The organism is Streptomyces rubrogriseus (genome assembly GCF_027947575.1).
Classification (GTDB): Bacteria; Actinomycetota; Actinomycetes; order Streptomycetales; family Streptomycetaceae; genus Streptomyces; species Streptomyces rubrogriseus.
Genome location: NZ_CP116256.1, coordinates 6,315,721 through 6,333,683, shown reverse-complemented (window position 1 = coordinate 6,333,683; position 17,963 = coordinate 6,315,721). Strand labels below are relative to the sequence as shown.

12 protein-coding genes are annotated in these 17,963 nt (G+C 70.0%); 8 read left to right on the top strand and 4 right to left on the bottom strand.

The features are described from left to right. Nucleotides 1-3: 3 nt before the first annotated feature. The 3 genes from Sru02f_RS28500 (at nt 4) to Sru02f_RS28490 (ending at nt 2,042) form a co-directional block, all read left to right on the top strand. The gene (locus Sru02f_RS28500) at nt 4-1,380 is read left to right on the top strand and encodes a class I SAM-dependent RNA methyltransferase (protein WP_109029852.1); all 1,377 of its coding nucleotides are present in this window, start codon (nt 4-6) and stop codon (nt 1,378-1,380) included. A 78-nt stretch (nt 1,381-1,458) separates the two neighbouring features. Next, nucleotides 1,459-1,653 carry a ribbon-helix-helix protein, CopG family gene (locus Sru02f_RS28495; RefSeq protein ID WP_030862426.1) on the top strand — a complete coding sequence of 65 codons (195 nt, stop codon included), beginning with the start codon at nt 1,459-1,461 and terminating at the stop codon, nt 1,651-1,653. After that, entirely contained in the window at nt 1,650-2,042 is a 393-nt protein-coding gene (locus Sru02f_RS28490; RefSeq protein ID WP_109029851.1) for a type II toxin-antitoxin system death-on-curing family toxin, read from the top strand. Before Sru02f_RS28495 ends, Sru02f_RS28490 begins: the two co-directional genes overlap by 4 nt. A gap of 1,235 nt (nt 2,043-3,277) precedes the next feature. Here the strand turns inward: Sru02f_RS28490 and Sru02f_RS28485 are convergent. From Sru02f_RS28485 to Sru02f_RS28475, 3 genes are all read right to left on the bottom strand, one after another. Further along, entirely contained in the window at nt 3,278-3,514 is a 237-nt protein-coding gene (locus tag Sru02f_RS28485) for a helix-turn-helix domain-containing protein (protein ID WP_109030008.1), read from the bottom strand. A 35-nt stretch (nt 3,515-3,549) separates the two neighbouring features. Further along, nucleotides 3,550-4,317 (bottom strand): hypothetical protein, encoded by a 768-nt coding sequence (locus Sru02f_RS28480; RefSeq protein WP_109029850.1) that lies wholly within the window; start codon nt 4,315-4,317, stop codon nt 3,550-3,552. Nucleotides 4,318-4,621: 304 nt separating this feature from the next. After that, nucleotides 4,622-4,780 carry a hypothetical protein gene (locus Sru02f_RS28475; RefSeq protein ID WP_159107487.1) on the bottom strand — a complete coding sequence of 53 codons (159 nt, stop codon included), beginning with the start codon at nt 4,778-4,780 and terminating at the stop codon, nt 4,622-4,624. A 245-nt stretch (nt 4,781-5,025) separates the two neighbouring features. On the opposite strand from Sru02f_RS28475, the gene Sru02f_RS28470 reads away from it, so the two are divergent. Then, on the top strand, nt 5,026-7,785 hold the full coding sequence (locus Sru02f_RS28470; RefSeq protein WP_109029849.1) for an AfsR/SARP family transcriptional regulator: 2,760 nt from the start codon (nt 5,026-5,028) through the stop codon (nt 7,783-7,785). A gap of 30 nt (nt 7,786-7,815) precedes the next feature. Here Sru02f_RS28470 and Sru02f_RS28465 read toward each other — a convergent pair whose 3' ends face one another. Next, nucleotides 7,816-8,718 (bottom strand): serine/threonine protein kinase, encoded by a 903-nt coding sequence (locus Sru02f_RS28465; protein WP_159107486.1) that lies wholly within the window; start codon nt 8,716-8,718, stop codon nt 7,816-7,818. 306 nt (nt 8,719-9,024) lie between these two features. Between Sru02f_RS28465 and Sru02f_RS28460 the strand changes: the two genes are divergently transcribed. From Sru02f_RS28460 to Sru02f_RS28445, 4 genes are read left to right on the top strand one after another with little or no spacing between them, the layout of a single operon-like run. Continuing rightward, nucleotides 9,025-10,320, top strand: a complete 1,296-nt coding sequence (locus tag Sru02f_RS28460; RefSeq protein WP_167469332.1) for a PD-(D/E)XK nuclease family protein — start codon at nt 9,025-9,027, stop codon at nt 10,318-10,320. Nucleotides 10,321-10,376: 56 nt separating this feature from the next. Continuing rightward, nucleotides 10,377-11,462, top strand: coding sequence for a pPIWI_RE_Y domain-containing protein (locus Sru02f_RS28455; RefSeq protein WP_109029846.1), 1,086 nt, complete (start codon nt 10,377-10,379; stop codon nt 11,460-11,462). Beyond that, nucleotides 11,455-14,964: a pPIWI_RE_Z domain-containing protein gene (locus Sru02f_RS28450; protein ID WP_109029845.1), complete on the top strand. Its 3,510-nt coding sequence runs from the start codon at nt 11,455-11,457 to the stop codon at nt 14,962-14,964. Before Sru02f_RS28455 ends, Sru02f_RS28450 begins: the two co-directional genes overlap by 8 nt. A 31-nt stretch (nt 14,965-14,995) precedes the next feature. After that, nucleotides 14,996-17,737, top strand: a complete 2,742-nt coding sequence (locus tag Sru02f_RS28445) for a pPIWI_RE module domain-containing protein (RefSeq protein ID WP_159107485.1) — start codon at nt 14,996-14,998, stop codon at nt 17,735-17,737. Nucleotides 17,738-17,963 lie beyond the last annotated feature (226 nt).

Genomic DNA, 17,963 nt, shown 5'->3' with positions numbered 1-17,963 from the left:
GCCATGCAGGCAGAACCGAAGAAGTCGCAGGCGGAACAGCGAGCGGTCTCGGAGCCGGTCTCGCAGTCGGTCTCGCTGGTCGGCGAGGAGTACGAGGTCGAGGTCGGCCCCGTCGCCCACGGCGGCCACTGCATCGCCCGCACGTCCGAGGGCCAGGTGCTGTTCGTCCGGCACACGCTGCCCGGCGAGCGGGTCGTCGCCCGGGTGACGGAGGGAGAGGAGGGTGCCCGCTTCCTGCGCGCGGACGCGGTCGAGATCCTGGACCCCTCCAAGGACCGCATCGAGGCCCCCTGCCCCTTCGCCGGCCCGGGCCGCTGCGGCGGCTGCGACTGGCAGCACGCCAAGCCGGGCGCCCAGCGCCGCCTGAAGGGCGAGGTCGTCGCCGAGCAGCTTGAGCGCCTGGCGGGTCTGACCCCCGAGGAGGCCGGCTGGGACGGCACGGTCATGCCGGCCGAGGGCGACAAGCTCCCCGCGGGCCAGGTCCCGTCGTGGCGCACCCGCGTGCAGTACGCGGTGGACGCGGACGGTCGCGCGGGTCTGCGCCGCCACCGTTCCCACGAGATCGAGCCGATCGACCACTGCATGATCGCGGCGGAGGGCGTCAGCGAGCTGGGCATCGAGCGCCGTGACTGGCCCGGCATGGCGACGGTCGAGGCGATCGCGGCGACGGGCTCCCAGGACCGCCAGGTCATCCTGACCCCGCGCCCCGGCGCCCGCCTCCCCATCGTCGAACTGGACCGCCCGGTGTCGGTCATGCGTGTCGGCGAGAAGGATGGCGGTGTCCACCGGGTCCACGGCCGCCCCTTCGTCCGCGAGCGCGCCGACGACCGCACCTACCGCGTCGGCTCCGGCGGCTTCTGGCAGGTCCACCCGAAGGCCGCCGACACCCTGGTGACCGCGGTCATGCAAGGCCTGCTGCCCCGCAAGGGCGACATGGCCCTGGACCTCTACTGCGGCGTCGGCCTCTTCGCCGGCGCCCTGGCCGACCGAGTCGGGGACCAGGGAGCGGTCCTCGGCATCGAGTCCGGCAAGCGCGCCGTCGAGGACGCCCGCCACAACCTCGCCGGCTTCGACCGCGTCCGCATCGAGCAGGGCAAGGTCGAGTCCGTCCTGCCCCGCACCGGCATCGACGAGGTCGACCTCATCGTCCTCGACCCGCCCCGCGCGGGCGCCGGCCGCAAGACGGTCCAGCACCTCTCGACCCTGGGCGCCCGCAGGATCGCCTACGTGGCCTGCGACCCGGCCGCCCTGGCCCGGGACCTGGGGTACTTCCGGGACGGGGGGTACCGGGTGCGGATGCTGCGGGTGTTCGACCTGTTCCCGATGACGCATCATGTGGAGTGCGTCGCCATTCTCGAACCGGCGGGCAAGGGATCCTGACCTGCGATTTCGGGGCGTAGGGCGGTCGCCGGACGTGCTTGCCTCCGTGCTCTGATACCGGCCAGGTATCATCTCTTTATGGCGATGACACTCCGGCTCCCCGACGACCTTGACGCGAAGCTCACCGAGCGGGCTCGTCGGGAGGGTCGCAGCAAGCAGGAGCTTGCCATCGAGGCCATCCGTGAGGCCCAGGACCGGGCCGAGCTGAAGGTCGATGACGTCCTGGCCGAGCTGATGGACAGCGATGCGGAGATCTTGGACTACCTGAAGTGACGGACGTGCGCTACCTCCAGGTCGACGAGATCCTGGCCATCGCCCGCGCGGTCAACGGTACCGAGCACAGTGTGCGTGACATGGGTCTTCTCGTATCGGCGATTGAACGGCCCCGGACCCACGTGTTCGGAGCCGAGCTGTATCCCACGCTGCACGAGAAGGCGGCGGCGCTGCTGCACTCCGTCGCCCGCAATCACGCGCTGATCGACGGCAACAAACGCACCGCCTGGCTCGCCATGCGCGTCTTCCTGCGGTTCAACGGCGTGAGCGCCAGTACCGTGCCGCCGCCCGTTTCCGTGGCCGGTCCGTTCGTCGAGGACGTCGCGCAGGACGACATCGAGGTACCGGCTATTGCCAAGCGCCTGTCGGCCTGGTTCCCCGGTTCCTGACGTTCGACGTCGTGGGTACAGGACGGAATGAGGTTCCGTGAGCGGTGCTGGCTCCTGGCAGTCCGCCGGGGGACTGACCCGTTCGTTCAGCGGGTGGATTCGTATGTTTTCGCGAGACGGGGCAGCCGTTCCGCTCGGCGCGAGAGTGGCGTCCCACGCGCCTTCCCGTTTGGACGGCAGGCAAGGTCCACATTGGCTATGGCGGTCTCTTGCCAACCAACACCCGCCCCTGCTTTCCCGGCGGTCACGGGACGCGCTGTCCGTGCCCCTCGCCCCGAGCGCGCTGAGCCGGTCCTCTCGCCTCCAACAAGCTGTGTCTGCGGTATCCACCGTCCACGTCCACAGCTTGGAAGGGGGGACAAGCCTGGCGGAAACATCCGGGGCTCGCTGGAAGCTGCGTCCTCGCCTTCATCCTGAGTATCCCTCGCCCGAGGCCTGGGTGCTTCCGGACTGCGCGGTGGAGACATCGGGCACATCACCGGCTTCCTCGAACTGAAGGCGCCAGGGCACGACGTCACGCCCGACGGCTTCACGAAGCGGGACCGGGAGCAGTGGGAGCTGATGCGCAGACCGCGGTGGCCCGATACCAGTCCGGTTCCTGCGGGCACAACTCGGGCGCGCAGGTGCGCCTGGACGAGGGCTCGTGCGGCGGTGACGCGGTTGGGGTTCTCGTCGGTGGCCTTGGCAGCGTCGAAGGCGGGATGCCGCCCAGCCCGTGCTCCGCGTCGTTGAAGTTGTCCAACCTGGTCTTCGGTGCGGGAGACGCCGTGTAGGCGTCGCTTCCCCAGTCCTGCCGGTCGGAGAAGACTGGGTGGGTGTCAGTCCTTTGTGCCCACGACGACGAGGACCTTCGGGGCATCCCCTCGAAGGCGGTCGTGGCGAGCGGTGTGTAGGGCTGGGCCGCCGGGCCGTTCAGATCCGCGCCCCGGCCGGGCGCGGCGATCATGACGCGGGCACCGAAGCGTGCGTCGACGGCTCACCGGCAGGTTCAGGGCTGACGGCCGTGCTCGCCGTAGCTCGGGTCGGTGATCGCCGGCGGGTTCACGAACTGGCCGACGCGCGCGGGCTGTCGGCCGCCGAACCGCTCGTCGAAGAAGGAGGGCATCCCTTCGCCCTCCGATTGCCGAGCAGCCGTGGAGAACCGTGCGGCGCACGTCGGCGGCGAACGGCCCGTAGTAGGAGGCAGGGCCGTGCGGCTCCGTGGTCGATGACACGGAGCCGCACGGTGGTTACCGTCAGAAGTCGACGCTCGGATCGTCCGTGTCCTCTTCCGGGTCCACGCTGTAAAGCGGGCGGTCCTCGATCCCCAGGGCGCGCATCAGCTCGTTGGTCGGAATCCTGTACCTATGTCCGATGCGGAGGACAGGGCAGGGGAACTCGTGCTCGCGGATCAGCCGGTACGCGGTCGTCGAGCCGATTCCGAGTGCTCGGGCCGCCGTGCGCAGGTCCACTGCGACGGGCAGGTCGAACATCTCCGTGAAACTGAGGCGGCCCTCTGCCGGGTCCCTCACCCTCGCCTCCCCGCAGGGCGGATCGGCCGGGTGTCCGCGCGGCGCCCGGGCCGTCGCCACTTCCCGGGGCTGTGACCCACCGAACGGTCCTGCGACCTGTCGTCGGCGTCGATGAAGATTCCCTGTCGGCGCAGATGCTCCGGGCGCACCCGGAAACGCAGCGGTGCGCACAGCCCGTCCGGGCCGTCCGGACGGTCGACCCGTACGTCCAGGCTCTCCGCCGCCGGAGCGTCCGCCTCCTCGCCGGACGCAGTGAGAGCGTGCTCCTCGGTGATGTGTTCGATCTGGGTGGAGGGAAGCTCCCGCAGCCCCTCCCTGGCGAGATGCCATGCCCTGGCGCGCGCCGCGTGCAGCAGGGAGGAGTCGGTGAGACAGCTCGCGCCGTCCCGATCCGTCAGCTTCTCCAGGAGAGTCAGGACCATCTCGGCCTCCACGTCCGACCGGTCGGCCCGCAGGCGCGTGCAGACCCGGTGGACCGTCCCGGTCAACCGGGGCAGGGCCAGCCAGATCGCCAGGAGTTTCCCCGTGCTGTGTGGAGTCATGTCGCTCTGCGCCGTGCGGATGACCTCCTTCCAGACCGCGGTGGCGAACTGCGGGTCGGAGCCGGGGCCGTACAAGGCCTCGTGCGTCTGGGCTGCGGTCAGCCGGACCGGATCAGCCTCGTCGGCGTCCGTGGGGACGAGTACGAAGACCGCGTCACTGGTCCGGGGATCGTCGAAGTGCCGCCTCACTGAGGCGAACGCACTGCTGTGCAGTGGATACATCAGGAAATATCCTCTCTTCGGACTGCGGAAACCTGAGTCCGGAGGTGCTGGAGATACCGAGATGCTGGACGAGGTGGGTCCTGCGGTGAGGACGTACCGCCTCATATCCCCTTCAAGCGGAGACGAGTCCCACCAGCCTCACTTTGATGCGTGAGCATGCGGTAGTGGTCTTCTCGACCAGGTAACGCCGCCTTTGACCACGAGCGTGTAACAAGCGCGGCAGCCAGGCGGTGAGCTCGTCGGTGACGAAGTTCGCGAGCCTGGTGGGTGCCCGTACAGAACGGGCACCCACGAACTGTTGCGCTCAGGCGGTCTCGCAGGACGAGGTGTCGGGCGCCTCGGTGGGCGGGGTCGCCGGGGTGGTGTCCTCGGTCCGGACGGTCGCCCGCCGGCGGCGGCTCGGCGGCCAGTCGGGGGACTGGCGCAGACGGGCTGTCCGGCGGTTGCGCTGACGGCTGTTCATCGGGTTCGTGGTTCCTCTCTGATGAGTCGATGGATGACTGAGCCGCCGTTTCGTGCTTCTGCGAGCGGCTGGGTGCCATGGTGCCCGGGGGTGAAGCGGGGCCGCAGAGCGAAAACTGAGGGATAACTGAGTCCCCGGGGGCGTGAAGAAGCAAGCGCGTGTGAAGTGGCACAGCGCGGCGCACAGATGAAGGAGCGCCGGCGAGGGGCTGGATCACTGACTGCGGCGCGGTGAGAGGGAGGGCGATGGAGGGGTACGTGCTGGGCCCGGTGCGAGCCGAAGGGAACGGCGGCAGGAGGGTGGTCGAAGGGTCGAAGGTGGCGGCCCTGTTCGCGCTCCTGGTGACCTCGCCAGACTGTCGATGTAGGAGGAAGGACATCGCCGAAGTCCTCTGGGAGGGCGTCGAAGACGTCGGCGATCTGGTTGACCGCGTCGTCGCCGACCTGCGGAAGCGGCTGGGCCGGGAGTCCGTGCCCCATAGCGGCAAGTCGGGTTACTGCACGCTCCGCGTGCCGGTGGGAGATGTCGACCTGCTCCGTTTTCGCGAAAAGGTGAAGCAGGCTGAGGGACTGACCTGCAAAGCGCAGTTCGAGCTGCTCGGCGCGGCCTTGGAGGAGTGGGACGGCGAGGACGAACCGCTGCACGGATTGTCCGAGACCGGCTTCCACTTGCGTCGGGAGGAGCTACGGGCCGAGTTGATGGCCGCCGTGTACGCGCGGCTGGACGCGGCCTACAGGTCCAGGGAGGTCAAATGGCTGCGCGAGGAGACGGAGAAATGGTTCGAGCGTGTGCCGGAACTGCCCCAGATCTTCCGGTTCTACCTGCTCGCCCACGCAGACCTGCCGGAGTCCCGACGTGAGCGGCTCATCAAGAAGTGGGAGAAGCGCAACGGAAGAGCGGACGTCGATGTGCAGAGCGCCATAGACCAGGTTCGGGGAGAGGGCCGCCGACCGGGCGGGGCGCTCCTGCCCCCCGTTCCCGACCAGTTGCCCGGCGGCAGGCGCAAGCCGATCGGGCAGGACGAGCTGATCGGCGACCTCTTCGAGGCCGTGTGCGAGGAACAGGACGCCGGCAATCTGGCGCTGGTCCTGATCAGCGGCATGGCGGGCGTCGGGAAGACCACGGTGGCCGAGAACCTCGCCGGTCGGCTGCGGGAGCGGTTTCCCGACGGGGTGCTGCGCGGCGAACTGAACGGATTCGCCGACGGAGACGTGCGGCCCGCCGAACCGGACGAGATCCTGGACGGCTTTCTGGCCGTGCTGCCGCCCTACACCACGGTGACCGGAACGGAGAGTAAGAGCAACGCGCTGCGGTCGGCGCTGGCCCACCGGTCGGTGCTCATCGTCCTCGACGACGCGCTCAGCGCCCAGCAGGTGCTGCCGCTGCTTCCCGGAGACGGTGCCTGCGCCGTAATCGTCACCAGTCGTAACGACCTCTTGCGGCTGCAGTCCGAGAGAAAGGTGCTGTTCCGTAAGATGGAGCCGCTGCACGAGGCGGACGCGTTGGAGGTACTCCAGGAGAAAGTGTCGGCCGGGGACCGGGCCAAGTACGCCGTGCCCTTCAGCAAGCTGGTCCGCCTCTGCGGTCGGTTGCCGTTGGCCCTCGTGGTGGTGGCCCGGCTCTTGGAGGTCGGTGCGCGTCCGCTGCACACCCTCCCTGCCCTGGTGCGGGAGATGGAGAAGGAGCTGGAGCGGGCGAAGCTGGACACCCTGGACCTGCCCGAGCACGAACTGTCGGTCCGCGCAGCACTCAACTGCTCCGTGCGCGTGCTGAATGAGGAAGCCCGACTGCTGCTGTGGCAGCTCGCCGTCCACCCCGGGCCCAGCGCTTCCTGGGAGGCGGTGATGGATCTGGGACGGGCAGTGGACGAAGGGACGCGTACCGACCGGGCCCTGGTGGACCTCGTGGCGGCGAACCTGGTGGAACATCACGGCGACCGCTACGGGCTGCACGACCTCGTGCGGGCCTTCGCCCTTCGGCACGTGCGGCCGGTGCCGGACGGAGAGAACGCGGAGATCGAGCGGGCGACCGTACGACAGGTGCTGGAACACCAGCTGCACAACGTCCGCGCCTGCGACCGGGTGCTCGACCGCGAACGCACCCTGCCCACCGGCGAGCCCGGAGCGGTAAGGGTCACCGACCCCGCGGACCTCGCGGAGGCGATGGCGTTCCTGGACGAGGAGTACCCCGCCGTCCAGCGAGGCATTCGCTTAGCGATCAATCGGCGTATCGAGCGGTACGTGTGGCTGCTTCCGATGGCCCTGGTCATCTACCAGTGGCGCCGTCGCCTGCTCGATCATGCGCGGCAGAACCTCCGGTACGCCGCCGAGGCGGCGGAAACCGTCGCGGGCCCGGTCGATCGCGCCATGGTCTACCGGTCGCTGGCAGGGACCCACTGGCGGCTTGGTGAGTACGACTTGGCTGTGGGCAACCTGCGCAGGGCCGTCCGGCTCAGCGAGGAGGACCGCAGCGCGGAAGGCCGACTGAGTCTGGCCCGTACGCTGCACCGGCTCGGGCTCACCCTGCGCAAGCAGGGCGACCGGACGGGAGCGGAGGAAGCGCTCGGCCCCGCACTGGAGTTGTGCCGGGAGGTGTCCGACCGGGTCGGGGAGGCGGCTGTTCTGAACGTCCTCGGCGCGATCGACCTTGACCGGGGCGAGCACGAGCGGGCGTTCCGTCGGTGCGCCGACGCCCTGGGTGTGGTGGAGCGCACGACGGAGCGCAGCGGCCTGGCCGATGTGTTGTTCACCCTGGCCAAGGTGCACCTGGCCCGTTCCGAACGGGACGAGGCCATCACCCTGTACCGGCAGGCCTCCGACATCTACCGCGAACAGGGGAACTGGCCCAACGAGGAGAAGGTACGGATGCTCTTCGCTGATGTCCTGGTGTCCGCCGGCGACACCGACGGGGCGGTGCGGGAGCTGGAGAGAGTCATCGTGCTGCGTGAGCTGATGGACGGTGAGGGGGTGCGCGAGGTCCGGGAGCGGCTGGAAGGGCTGAGGTGACCCGCCCGGTCGGTGGCCGTCGGCTCACCGTCATAGCCGGGGCGAATGCGTGCGGTAGTACTCGGTCGGATCCGGGCGCAGGCGTTTCGGTGGCCGTCGCGAGCCGAGCGGGGGCAGATGCGGCCGGAGCCGGTCGAACACCTCACGGACGTCCGCCGGGCGCTCCGCCGCCTCCCACCGGACCATCCACAGCGCCAGGGAGGCGAACTCCGGGGGCAGTTCGGCGAGTTTGTCGGCCGGCAGGACCGGGGTGCCCTCTTCCGCCCGCTCGTCCTGTCCGCCGTAGGGCAGCCGCATCACGGTCATCTCCAGCAGGATGCAGCCGAGTGCGAAGATGTCCGCTTGCCGCGTCAGACCTGACGGGCACTTGTCGGACTGCTCGGGGGAGGCCCAGCCACGCGTGCCGCGTGCGCATTCCGTCTCTCGATTTGCCACGACCGCGTGGCCCATGTCAATGAGCCGGAGGCTGCCGTCCGGCTGCACGATGACGTTCTCGGGCTTGAGATCGCAGTGCACCAGATTCCGGTCGTGGACTTTGGCCAGAATCTCGCACAGTTGGCCGATGACGGCTGCAACGGTCACAGGATCCTTGACGGGCAGGGCAGCCGACAGGACCTTCCGCAGGTGGTGCCCTTCGACGAATTCCATGACCAGACACCGGCGTCGCCGGTGTGTCCCCGTGGCGATGACTTCGGGAATTCCCTGGATTCCCGTCAGCATCATCATGCGTGACCCCTCTTCGAGCAGTTCATCGCCGGCCCAGCGGAAATCGCTCTCGGGGCCGAGGTCCCGGGCCTTCTGTAGCTTCAACGCCGCTTTCTGCCCGCTGCTGCGGTCACGCCCGAGAAAAAGGTCGCCCTGGCCGCCGTCGCCGACCATTTCCAGCACTTCGTAACGCTTCTCCACATCGCCGATCTCCTCGATCTCCCTCATGGCCATCCACCTTTCCTCCGTACGGAAATGGAGCATGAAATGTCGCAGCCATGGCTGCCCCCCGACGGGGCGACCCGCACCTCCGAAGTCATCACGGTATCCGCCGGAATGTTCAAGGGGGGAGAATTCCGATGCCCCGCCGCTGACGCTCTCAAGACCCGCGGCTACCGCACCACCGACCCCGTACCGCGCCGCCGTGAGCGCTTGGAGCACTTCGCTCTGGGCCCGTTCATGGCTGCCTGCGACATCCGTTCGGGGCCTGCCGGCCGCCCGCCCCGGACACGTACCGGTCCCCTGCACGACGGTATGCGGACCTGGTCGGAGCACGGGGTGAAGATGTACGAGGCGGCCTTCCCCCTCGACCCGGATCGCCCCCTGCACGAGGTGCCCGAGCCGTGGACGTACCGCTACCGGCCGTCCGATCCCGACCCGCGCGACGCCCAGGAGTACCGCCTCACCGTGTGGGGCCGCTGCCTGGCCTCCCCCGACGGTGCCTACCGCGAGCTTCGTCTGCCTGTGCACCGCCTGCGGGACCTGCCGCCCGACGGGTTCACCGCGGCCGTCGCCCTGGTGCTGGCCGAGGGCGCCCCCGGACCACCGCCGGAGCACGTACGGATCGTGGAGTTCGCGATCTTCGACGGTCGTACGCGGGAACTCTTCGCGGGCAGCCGGGAGGAGGCGCGCGCCCGGTACCGCGAACACGGCCCCGCCGCCCTGGCCGGCGTACTGGACGGACGGGAGTACCGCCCGGGGTCCGCCTGTGGCGGATGCCCCTACCTGTCGGTGTGCCCGGCCCTGCGCACAGCGCCCGGACTGCTGGGCATCGAGGCGCACGACCGGCCCCGCCGCACCTGGTCGGTCACCAACGGGCGGGCTTACCGAGCCTGCCCGGCGCGTGACCACATGCGCCGGCTGCACCTGCCCACGGCGGATTCCGTCGAACGCGAGGTGACGGCCGAGCGCGGCCGGGCCCTGCACGCCTACCTCGCCGAACGGCACGCCCACGGATCGCCTCGGCCCTGCACGGTCGAGGTTCCCGAGGAGTGGGTACCGGAAGGATTCGACCTGCCCGCACACGAACGCGCACTCGGCGCCCTGCTGTTGCGGCGGCATGCCGCGGTCTGTCCGCTGCGGTACGTCGGGGACGGTACGGATGTGCGGACCGAGCCCCGGGTGGTGCGGCACGACACAGCCGCCGACGTGGTGGTCCTGGCCGCGCCAGACCTGCTCTACCGGGATGCCGGGTCATGGGTGTGGCGCGAGACCAAGACGTCCGTCACCGATCGGCGGTCCGGCCGCCCCCTGCTGGAGCGCTATCCGCAGTTGGCCTTGGCCGTCGTGCTGATCGCCCGCGGTGACCTGGGCGGTGATCCGTTCCGCGCCCGGGTCGAGCTGGAGGTGCTGCGCCCCGGCGGCGCCGACCTGGAGATCATCGATCCCTTCGCCCCGGCCAATCGGGTCACCGCCGAGAAGGTACTGCGGGCGATGGTGGCCGACTGGCACGGGGACGACCAGTACGCGGCCCGGCCCGGACGCTCCTGCGAGCGGTGTGAAGTGGCTCGCTGGTGCACGGCGTCGTCCGTCAGCGAGGCCCCGGCATGAGGGCGGGGCCGGCCGGCCGGGCCGATCGGCCGGACGCGGGCGATGCACCCGGGGGCGTGGGCAGCGACCTCTTCGGCGAACTCGCCCGCATGGTGGTGGCTCTCTCGGAGGTCCAGGGGCTGCGCTCCTTCACCCTGCCCTATCCCGCCGTCGCCCAGCGGGCGCTGGATCATACGGTGATGCGCTGCCTCGATGCGGGGGAGGTGCCGCCGAGGAGTCTTCCGGAACTGTGGGAGTGGTGCCGGACCAGGCCGTCCGACGACCCACTCCTCGCGGTCCCCTCCGCCCTGGTCTCGCCGGGCACCACGCTGGTGCACCGGGTCGGCCGGATGCCGACCCGGTCGTGTCTCGAGGTGGCCTCGCACGGACCGGACGGAGGCGTGGCGGGACACGCCCGTGCGCTCCTCGGGGACCTGCACGCGCGGAGCGGATCGGAGGAGCGCTACCGGCAGTGCCGGGCGTTCCTGGCCCGTCACCCGGTCGTCCACCAGCAGGACCGCTTCGCGCCGGGTTGGAACAGGGCGGTCTGGAGCCGGGTCAAGAGCATCTACGGTCCGTTGCCCGAGTTCCTGCTCGTCGACGGAGACTTCCTGTACTGCCCCTCGTGCAGGCTCCCCGCGCTGCCCCGGGACAGTGCCGTGCCCGTGCCCGGACCGTCCGGCTCCGGCGCGGAAGTCTGGTGCGAGGGGGAGGACTGCCCGCGCGACGCCCCTCCGCGGCTCATCCGTGAGCCGGACCAAGCGTGGATCCTGCAACGCTCGCTGCGGTGGTACCTCGTACTGCCGCACCGCACCGACGAAGCCGCGCGGGAGGCACTGGAGCGCGCCGGAGTCGCCTACGAGACCCTGCCCGGTCTTCTGCCCGCCTACCGGCTCAGGGACACCAGCCCCCGCATCGTGGACATCCAGGTGTACGACCGCCTGCAGCCGGCGCTCCTCGCAGCCCATCTCACCGACCACACACCCCTCGCGGACCGCACCCTCGTCGTGGTCCCCGACGCGCTCGCCGGACGGGACGGCTACCGGCAGGCATTCACCGACGCCCTTCCCGCGCTCCTGCGGGACCGGCTGGTGCTCACCACCCCCATGGACCTCGTGCCCGACCTGGGACAGGACCGGCGAGAGGAGAACGACGATGCGTAGCATCAGCCCGCCCTTGACCGACGTGTTCAACGCGCTCAAAGCATTTCTGGGGTCCTCCGTGCCCCAGCCCGCGCTGGAAGCCCTCTGCCAGGTCGAACTCGGCCTGTACCTCCAGCAGAAGATGATGCCGGGCAGCCCCGCGGGCAGCGCCTGGGTGCTGTTCAGCGGGTACGGGTTCGCCGAGGCGCACCGGGCGCCGCTGCCATCCGATGCGGCGAAAACCCTGCGTATCGCCAGGTACTCGCTGTGGACGCTGCGCCGGAGCCGTACCTGGCACGAGGCGCTGGACACCTACCAGAGGTTCGATCCCCGGGTGCGCGCCTACGACGTACCGGACGCCGAGACACCCGCTGCCCGCCGCGACCTCTCCGTCGCCGACGACCGCTTCTCCGTCTACGAACAACTGCTGCGTGCCGCACCGCCGCTGGCGGGCAAGCGCCTGCAGGTCGCGGGCCAGGGTCCGCACGCCTTCCCCGTCAGTCGCACCCTGGCCGTCGTCGACCTGCCGCCGGTCCCCCGCATCCCCCTCGTCGCCCACGACATGGACCTGGAACCGGCCGGCGGCGGTGAGCCCCTGATCTTCACCAGGGAGAGCCTGGAGCGCACGGCGGCGGAGATGGACGCCCAGCACGCTCGCTCCGGCAAGGGCCGGGCACCACGGTGGCTGGAGCGGCTACGGTCGTTCGACCTGTCCACCAAGGAGAACGGAACCTTCCACAAGGCGAAGAAGGACGAGGACTTCGCCTTCACGGTCGACGGCATCCAGCACCTGCTCGGCATCATCGGCGCCGGCAAGAGCACACTGCGCGACATCATCGCCGTCCATCTCGCCAAGCTGGGCAAGCGCACCACCATCGTCGTCACCGATGTCGCGGAGGTGCTGAAGCTCGTCCGGCTGTACGACCTCTACACCGACGGCGCCGCCGCACCCGTGCTCGGCTCCTCCGGCCGCGAGCGGCACGCCCAGCGGCTGCACCGCCGGCTGGCGGGCCGGGGAGAGCACCGACTGCTCGCCCACGACGACCCTGCCTTCGCCTACCTCGGTACGTCCTGCCTGCTCAACGTCAGACGGCAGGGCGCCACGTCGACGACCGAACCACTCGCCTACGGCGAGGCACCCTGCTCCCGGCTCCGGCCCCCGTCGGCCCTGCGGCGTGACCCGAGCGACGGACGGCACTCCGCGTTGCAGAAGAGGCTGACGAGCTGCCCGTACTGGTCCGCCTGTCCCCGTCACCACGGAGCTCGCACCCTGGTCGGCGCCCTGATCTGGGTGGCCACGCCGGCTGGGCTGATCGACTCCTCGCCGCCCCGCCCTCAGAACGGCGAGCGCATCCGCTTCCTGGAACTCGCCTGCCGCCGCAGTGACCTCGTGATCATCGACGAGGCCGACCGTGTCCAGATGCAGCTCGACCGGACTTTCGCACCCGCCGTGGTCCTCGCCAGCGACGAGGACAAGGGCCTCATCGACCAGTTGAGCCGGCACAAGATCCGGGAACTCGCGGCCGGCGGACGCACCCAGCTCTCCGAACGGGACGTCGAGACCTTCGCCGCCGCCCTCAACACCGCAGGCGCGGCCACCGACCGGTTGTACGCGATGCTCGTCGCCGGGTTCGAGCTGCGCAAGTGGGTGCGGACGGGCTACTTCAGCGCCTGGACGCTCCAGCTGGGGCTTCTCGACGAACGCTACGAACTCCCCGACGACAGCGGTCGGGACCACCCTCATCACGCCCCCCGACAAGCTCTCGGGAAACTGCTCGACGCGTTCCGGGACAACCCCTTCGGTGACCGTCACCGTAGGACGGAAGAGGACTTCAGCCGGCTGACCGCCCTCCTCACCGAACTGCTCCACACCGGCAACCCGGAGAACACCCGGCGCCGCCTCACCGAGGTCATGGAAGAGGTCTTCGCCATCGACCCGAAGTACATGGCTGCCCGGCAGCGGAAGTACCAAGACACGTACGACGAGTGGCGGCGCGAGGCGGAGGAACAGGAGAAGAAGCGCGGACGCCGCAGGAAGCCCAAGCCTCCGCCCCAGACTCCCGAGGAATGGCGGAAGCAACTCGCGGAGCGCTTCGAGTTCACACTGTTGCTCAGCGCCCTGGAACCACGGCTCGCCATGATCAACGCCATGTGGCCCCGCGTCGAGGCCGCCCTCAGCCTGGGCTTCAACACGATGTACCGCCGACCGCTCGACTACGGCCCGATGGTGCCCGAGGCCCCGATGGGCAATGTGCTCGGCTTCCAGTTCCGGGTCCCGGGTGAGGACAAGGGCGGAGTCCGCAGTGGCGAACTGACCTTCTTCCGGTGCAGCGGCGTCGGACGTGAGCTGCTGCGCGCCATCCCCGACCTCACCTCCGTCGACGGCAGGCCCGGTGCCCACTTGCTGCTCATGTCGGGCAGCAGCTGGGCGGGCGCGTCCAGCCGCTACCACGTCTGCGTCCCGGTCGGTGTGGTCATCGAACCTCCGGCCGAGGTGACCGAACGCATCGCCAACGAGAGCTCCATGCGCTTCGAGTTCATCGACGACGGCGACGAGAACCTGCGCATCTCGGGAACCTATCCGGACGACCGCCCGGAGAAGCTGCGCCGCATCGCGTGCCATCTAGGTGAGGGCGGAGACGAGTACGAGGTCACTGAAGGTGGTCCGCTCCAGCAGGAGTTGCTCTCTCTTCCTCCAGGGCGCGACCAGATCCTTCTGCTGGTCGGCAGCTATGCCGAGGCCCGTGTGGTGGCCGACACACTTCACAACCTCAACGTCCGCTGGCGCAACAAAGTGCTGTGCCTGGTGTCGGACGATGAGGAGATCACCGCGGAGGACGAGGCGCCGTCCGCCTACCACGCCCGATCACTGCGCCGGGGCGACGTCGAGCGCCTGAAGGACCTCGAGGCGGACATCCTGGTGGCGCCCCTGCTCGCGCTGGAACGCGGCCACAACATCCTCAACGAGGACGACGAGGCGGCCATCGGCACGGTCTACTTCCTGGCACGGCCCCATCCGCACCCAGAGGACCTCCACCTGGCCGTCCATGCCGTCAACGACTGGGTCGTCCGCGCTGTCACCGACGGTGACTTCGCCACCCTGGTACAGGGAAAGCCCACCGTCGAGGAAGGAGCGGAGGAGTTCCGCCGCCTCGCCCGTTCGTACTGGTACCAGGTACTCGCCCGTTCGATGGCGTGGAGCCGTCTCGACGACGACGTACGGGAACAGGTCACCTGGGACATGCTGGTCCTGTTGTGGCAGGTGATCGGGCGACTGGTACGCGGTGGCGTACCGGCCCGGGTGGTCTTCGTCGACGCCGCCTTCGCCCCCAACCGCGGCGCCGTACCGGTGCGGCCCGACACCCCCGAATCCAGTCTGCTGCACAGCGTCCTCGCCGTCCTGGACCCGTATTTCGACGGCGGCACGACGACCGCGGAGGAGCAGTTCATCGTCCGCGCCCTGTACGCGCCACTGCGCAGCATGCTCACCCGCCTGCTTGCCGCCGTACCCGCCCACCCGTAAGCGCCGAACCCCTGTCCCAGGAGGTAATTCCGTGTACCACCACATTCGCATCGCGGCCTACGAACCCGACCCGCTCCACGGACCCTGGCGGGAGGAGATGAAAGTGCTGCGGCTCGGCGAGGACCTGCACGCCGAACTCACCGGGATGCATGCCGAGGCGGACAAGAACTCCGTCCACCCCCACCGGCTCCCCGTGCGCAGGCTCAACTCCCTGCTCCAGGCGATGGCGCCAGGCGTCATCGCGACCGGCCGCAACGCCGGGACGGATGGCCGTCTGCCATGGCTCTACGCGCGGGAAGCCGTCCCGCCGGACGTGCTGGCCCCGGTGGTAGGAGCTTGGGCGGCGGGCATGCACCGGGAGGACGACGACTCGGAGAGCGCCGATCTCGAGGAGAGGCTCCGCTCCGATGACCCGGCCGAAACGGTACGTCTGCCCCACTGGGAGACGGAACCGGTCGACCTCGCCGAGAGCGTGCTCTCGGCGGGCGGAACCGCCGAACCCGCCGCCCGGCTCTACAGCCTGCTGCCCGAGTGGATCGCCTTCCGGCTGGCCGCCCGGACGTTCCGCACGGGCGGCACCACACTCCACTTCCGCGTCGAGAGCTCGGGTGACGGCGCGCGTCTTGTCTCCTGGCCGCCTCAGCGATACGAGCGCCGACGGCAGACCTGGTACTACTCGGCCTGCCTCACCGTCACCGTCCACACCGTGCCGTTCGCCCCGCGGTTCCGCGTCCATGTGTCCACCCAGGTACGCCGGTGGGCCACTCGACTGGACGTGCGCCCACACCAGCTCGGCGGTACGACCGTCCTGCTCGACGCTCCACTGCCGTGGCCGGAAGGGCCGGACCGGGGCCACCGGCTGATGGTGAACACGCTGGGCTACGACCGGCGGTCGAAGGAACTGGCCTGGCGCCGGCACAGCCCCGCACCGCTCGTGCCCGAGCTGGACATCGTGCGCAACTACCCCCGGCCCGAAGCGCTCTTCTCCGACCCCGAACGCTGGATCAACGGGTCGGGGGACGTGGCCGCCGGCATCGTCTACCACCCGTCGATCGGCCCGCACGAGGTCGGACCCGGGCTGATGCCACAGGAGCGGGCGGATCTGGACGCCTGGGTCGAGGAAGGGCTGCGCCCCCTGCTGACCCGGGTCCCCGACCTCACGCGCGTCTCCCGGAGCAACACACCGTCCCTGCTGCCCCGTTCGGCTGCCGGACGCGTCCCGGGCGTCCGCGACGCCCAGCTGGCTCTGCAACGGTGGGCGGCGCTGACACGCGCACTGAACGGCCGTCCCCTGGAGATCGACGTCTTCTGGCAGTCCCCAGAAACCCGTGCTGCGCTGCTCGCCGAGCTGCCCAAGCTCATTGGTCTTCCCGCCGGGCAGCAAGTGCCGTCGGCCGACGGGGTGACCTGGCAGTGGCAGTGCGAGGGGGTCGACATCCGCGTCCGGGCCCGGCCCGCGGGACCCTTGGCCGACGCCCTGCCGACCACCCGAGCCCGCGGGCGCCTCAGGGCCGTCCGGCTGGCCGAGGCCATCGAAGGGCGCTGCGGGCTCGTGGCGGACCGGGCGGACCCGCTCCTCGGCGGGGTCGGAGTCGTGATCACGGAGATCGCCGGCAAGGAGCGCTTCGCTGCCGTCCCGGACTCGGACCCCAAGCATGCGCTGCGCATCGCCTGGGCACGACAGGGACGGCTGACCCAGTTCGTGAACACGCCCGACGACACCGACAGCGCTCTCGAACACCGGGCCAGGTGGACCTGGCTGGACGCCCTCCGCCAGCTGGGCGCGATCAGCCCGCCCGCCCATAGGGTGGGAGCAGGCATTCCGGGCGACCTTCAGTACGCGGCGCTCTGGCTCGTACGCCACACCAAGAAGGGGCCCACGCGATGCCCTGTCCACCGGCTGGTGGCGGTGCGGGTGCGCCCCGCGGACGGGCCGGGCGCCATCGAGGGGTGGGACGCAGAACGAGCCGAATGGGTGCCGTACCCGAAGCTGTTGCTGCTGCTCTCCCAGGCACGGGAACCGGCGGCGAGCGGCGGGAAGGAGACCGGCACGGGGAAGCTCGTCGATGACTCGGCAGCCCCGGGAGGATCCCGGCCCGCTGCTCGTCCGGGCGTGGAGCAGGACAGGCAGCGGGAGACCGAGCGGCAGATCCGGGCACTGCTCTTCCAGCTCCGCGACCGCCCGACGCTGCTGCTGGCGGACGCCGGCAATCTGCGCCTGAGCTGGCCTGGCCTGCGCAACGGTGCACTGGACCGCGACACGCTCGGCTTTGGGGCCGAACCCGCCCAGCGGCACACGCTCTACGGCCACGACCTGCGGGTGCTGCTAGTACGGGACGCCAACGCCCGGGGTGAAGTGGCGGAGTGGTACGCCCACGACACCGAGGACGGGGTCGGCTTCGCCGAGGGTGTGTGGGGGACGGCGGATACGGAGGGCCGTGTCTTCGCGAGTACGGCCTCGAAGCCGCACACGGTGGCGAAACTGCCGAAGGGGCTCATGAAGCTGGCGCCCACGGCACAGGGCCGGACAGCGCCCGGGAAGACCGCGTGGAACCCCGGGCAACTGGAGATCACCGTGCTCGGCTGTCTGTCGGAGAAGGCGCTGACGGACTCGGGGCGTGCGGGTGACCCGCCCGACCGGCCGGCGGAGTGGGCGACGCTCGCGCACCAGCTGCGTTACCACGACGACTACCCGCCGCTCGCCCGGCCTCTCCCGCTGCACTGGGCGCGTCTCGCCGGTGAATACGTGCTTCCGGTGGCCGGAACGAAGTAAGCGGGGAGTACGTCATCCGCTTCCTGAGCAAGATGCCGCTTGCATGGGGCGTCCCAAACGATCGACGCTGATAAGGATCAATGCTTCCCTCGTGTGAGGGCCGAAGCCTGAACCTGACCACGGGGGCGGCGTCTGGTGCACTCCTTGCTGCGATCACTGGGCGTTCGCCGTGACGTTCGTTTGACGCTCTCAGCGCATGGTGGCCCCAAGACGGAGACGAGAGACG

Excerpts from the sequence above, each read along its gene's own strand:
- Sru02f_RS28500 (WP_109029852.1), top strand. The coding sequence starts at position 4 with ATGCAGGCAGAACCGAAGAAGTCGCAGGCGGAACAGCGAGCGGTCTCG.
- Sru02f_RS28495 (WP_030862426.1), top strand. The coding sequence starts at position 1,459 with ATGGCGATGACACTCCGGCTCCCCGACGACCTTGACGCGAAGCTCACC.
- Sru02f_RS28485 (WP_109030008.1), bottom strand. The coding sequence starts at position 3,514 with ATGTTCGACCTGCCCGTCGCAGTGGACCTGCGCACGGCGGCCCGAGCA.
- Sru02f_RS28480 (WP_109029850.1), bottom strand. The coding sequence starts at position 4,317 with ATGTATCCACTGCACAGCAGTGCGTTCGCCTCAGTGAGGCGGCACTTC.
- Sru02f_RS28475 (WP_159107487.1), bottom strand. The coding sequence starts at position 4,780 with ATGAACAGCCGTCAGCGCAACCGCCGGACAGCCCGTCTGCGCCAGTCC.
- Sru02f_RS28470 (WP_109029849.1), top strand. The coding sequence starts at position 5,026 with ATGGAGGGGTACGTGCTGGGCCCGGTGCGAGCCGAAGGGAACGGCGGC.
- Sru02f_RS28465 (WP_159107486.1), bottom strand. The coding sequence starts at position 8,718 with ATGAGGGAGATCGAGGAGATCGGCGATGTGGAGAAGCGTTACGAAGTG.
- Sru02f_RS28460 (WP_167469332.1), top strand. The coding sequence starts at position 9,025 with ATGCGGACCTGGTCGGAGCACGGGGTGAAGATGTACGAGGCGGCCTTC.
- Sru02f_RS28450 (WP_109029845.1), top strand. The coding sequence starts at position 11,455 with ATGCGTAGCATCAGCCCGCCCTTGACCGACGTGTTCAACGCGCTCAAA.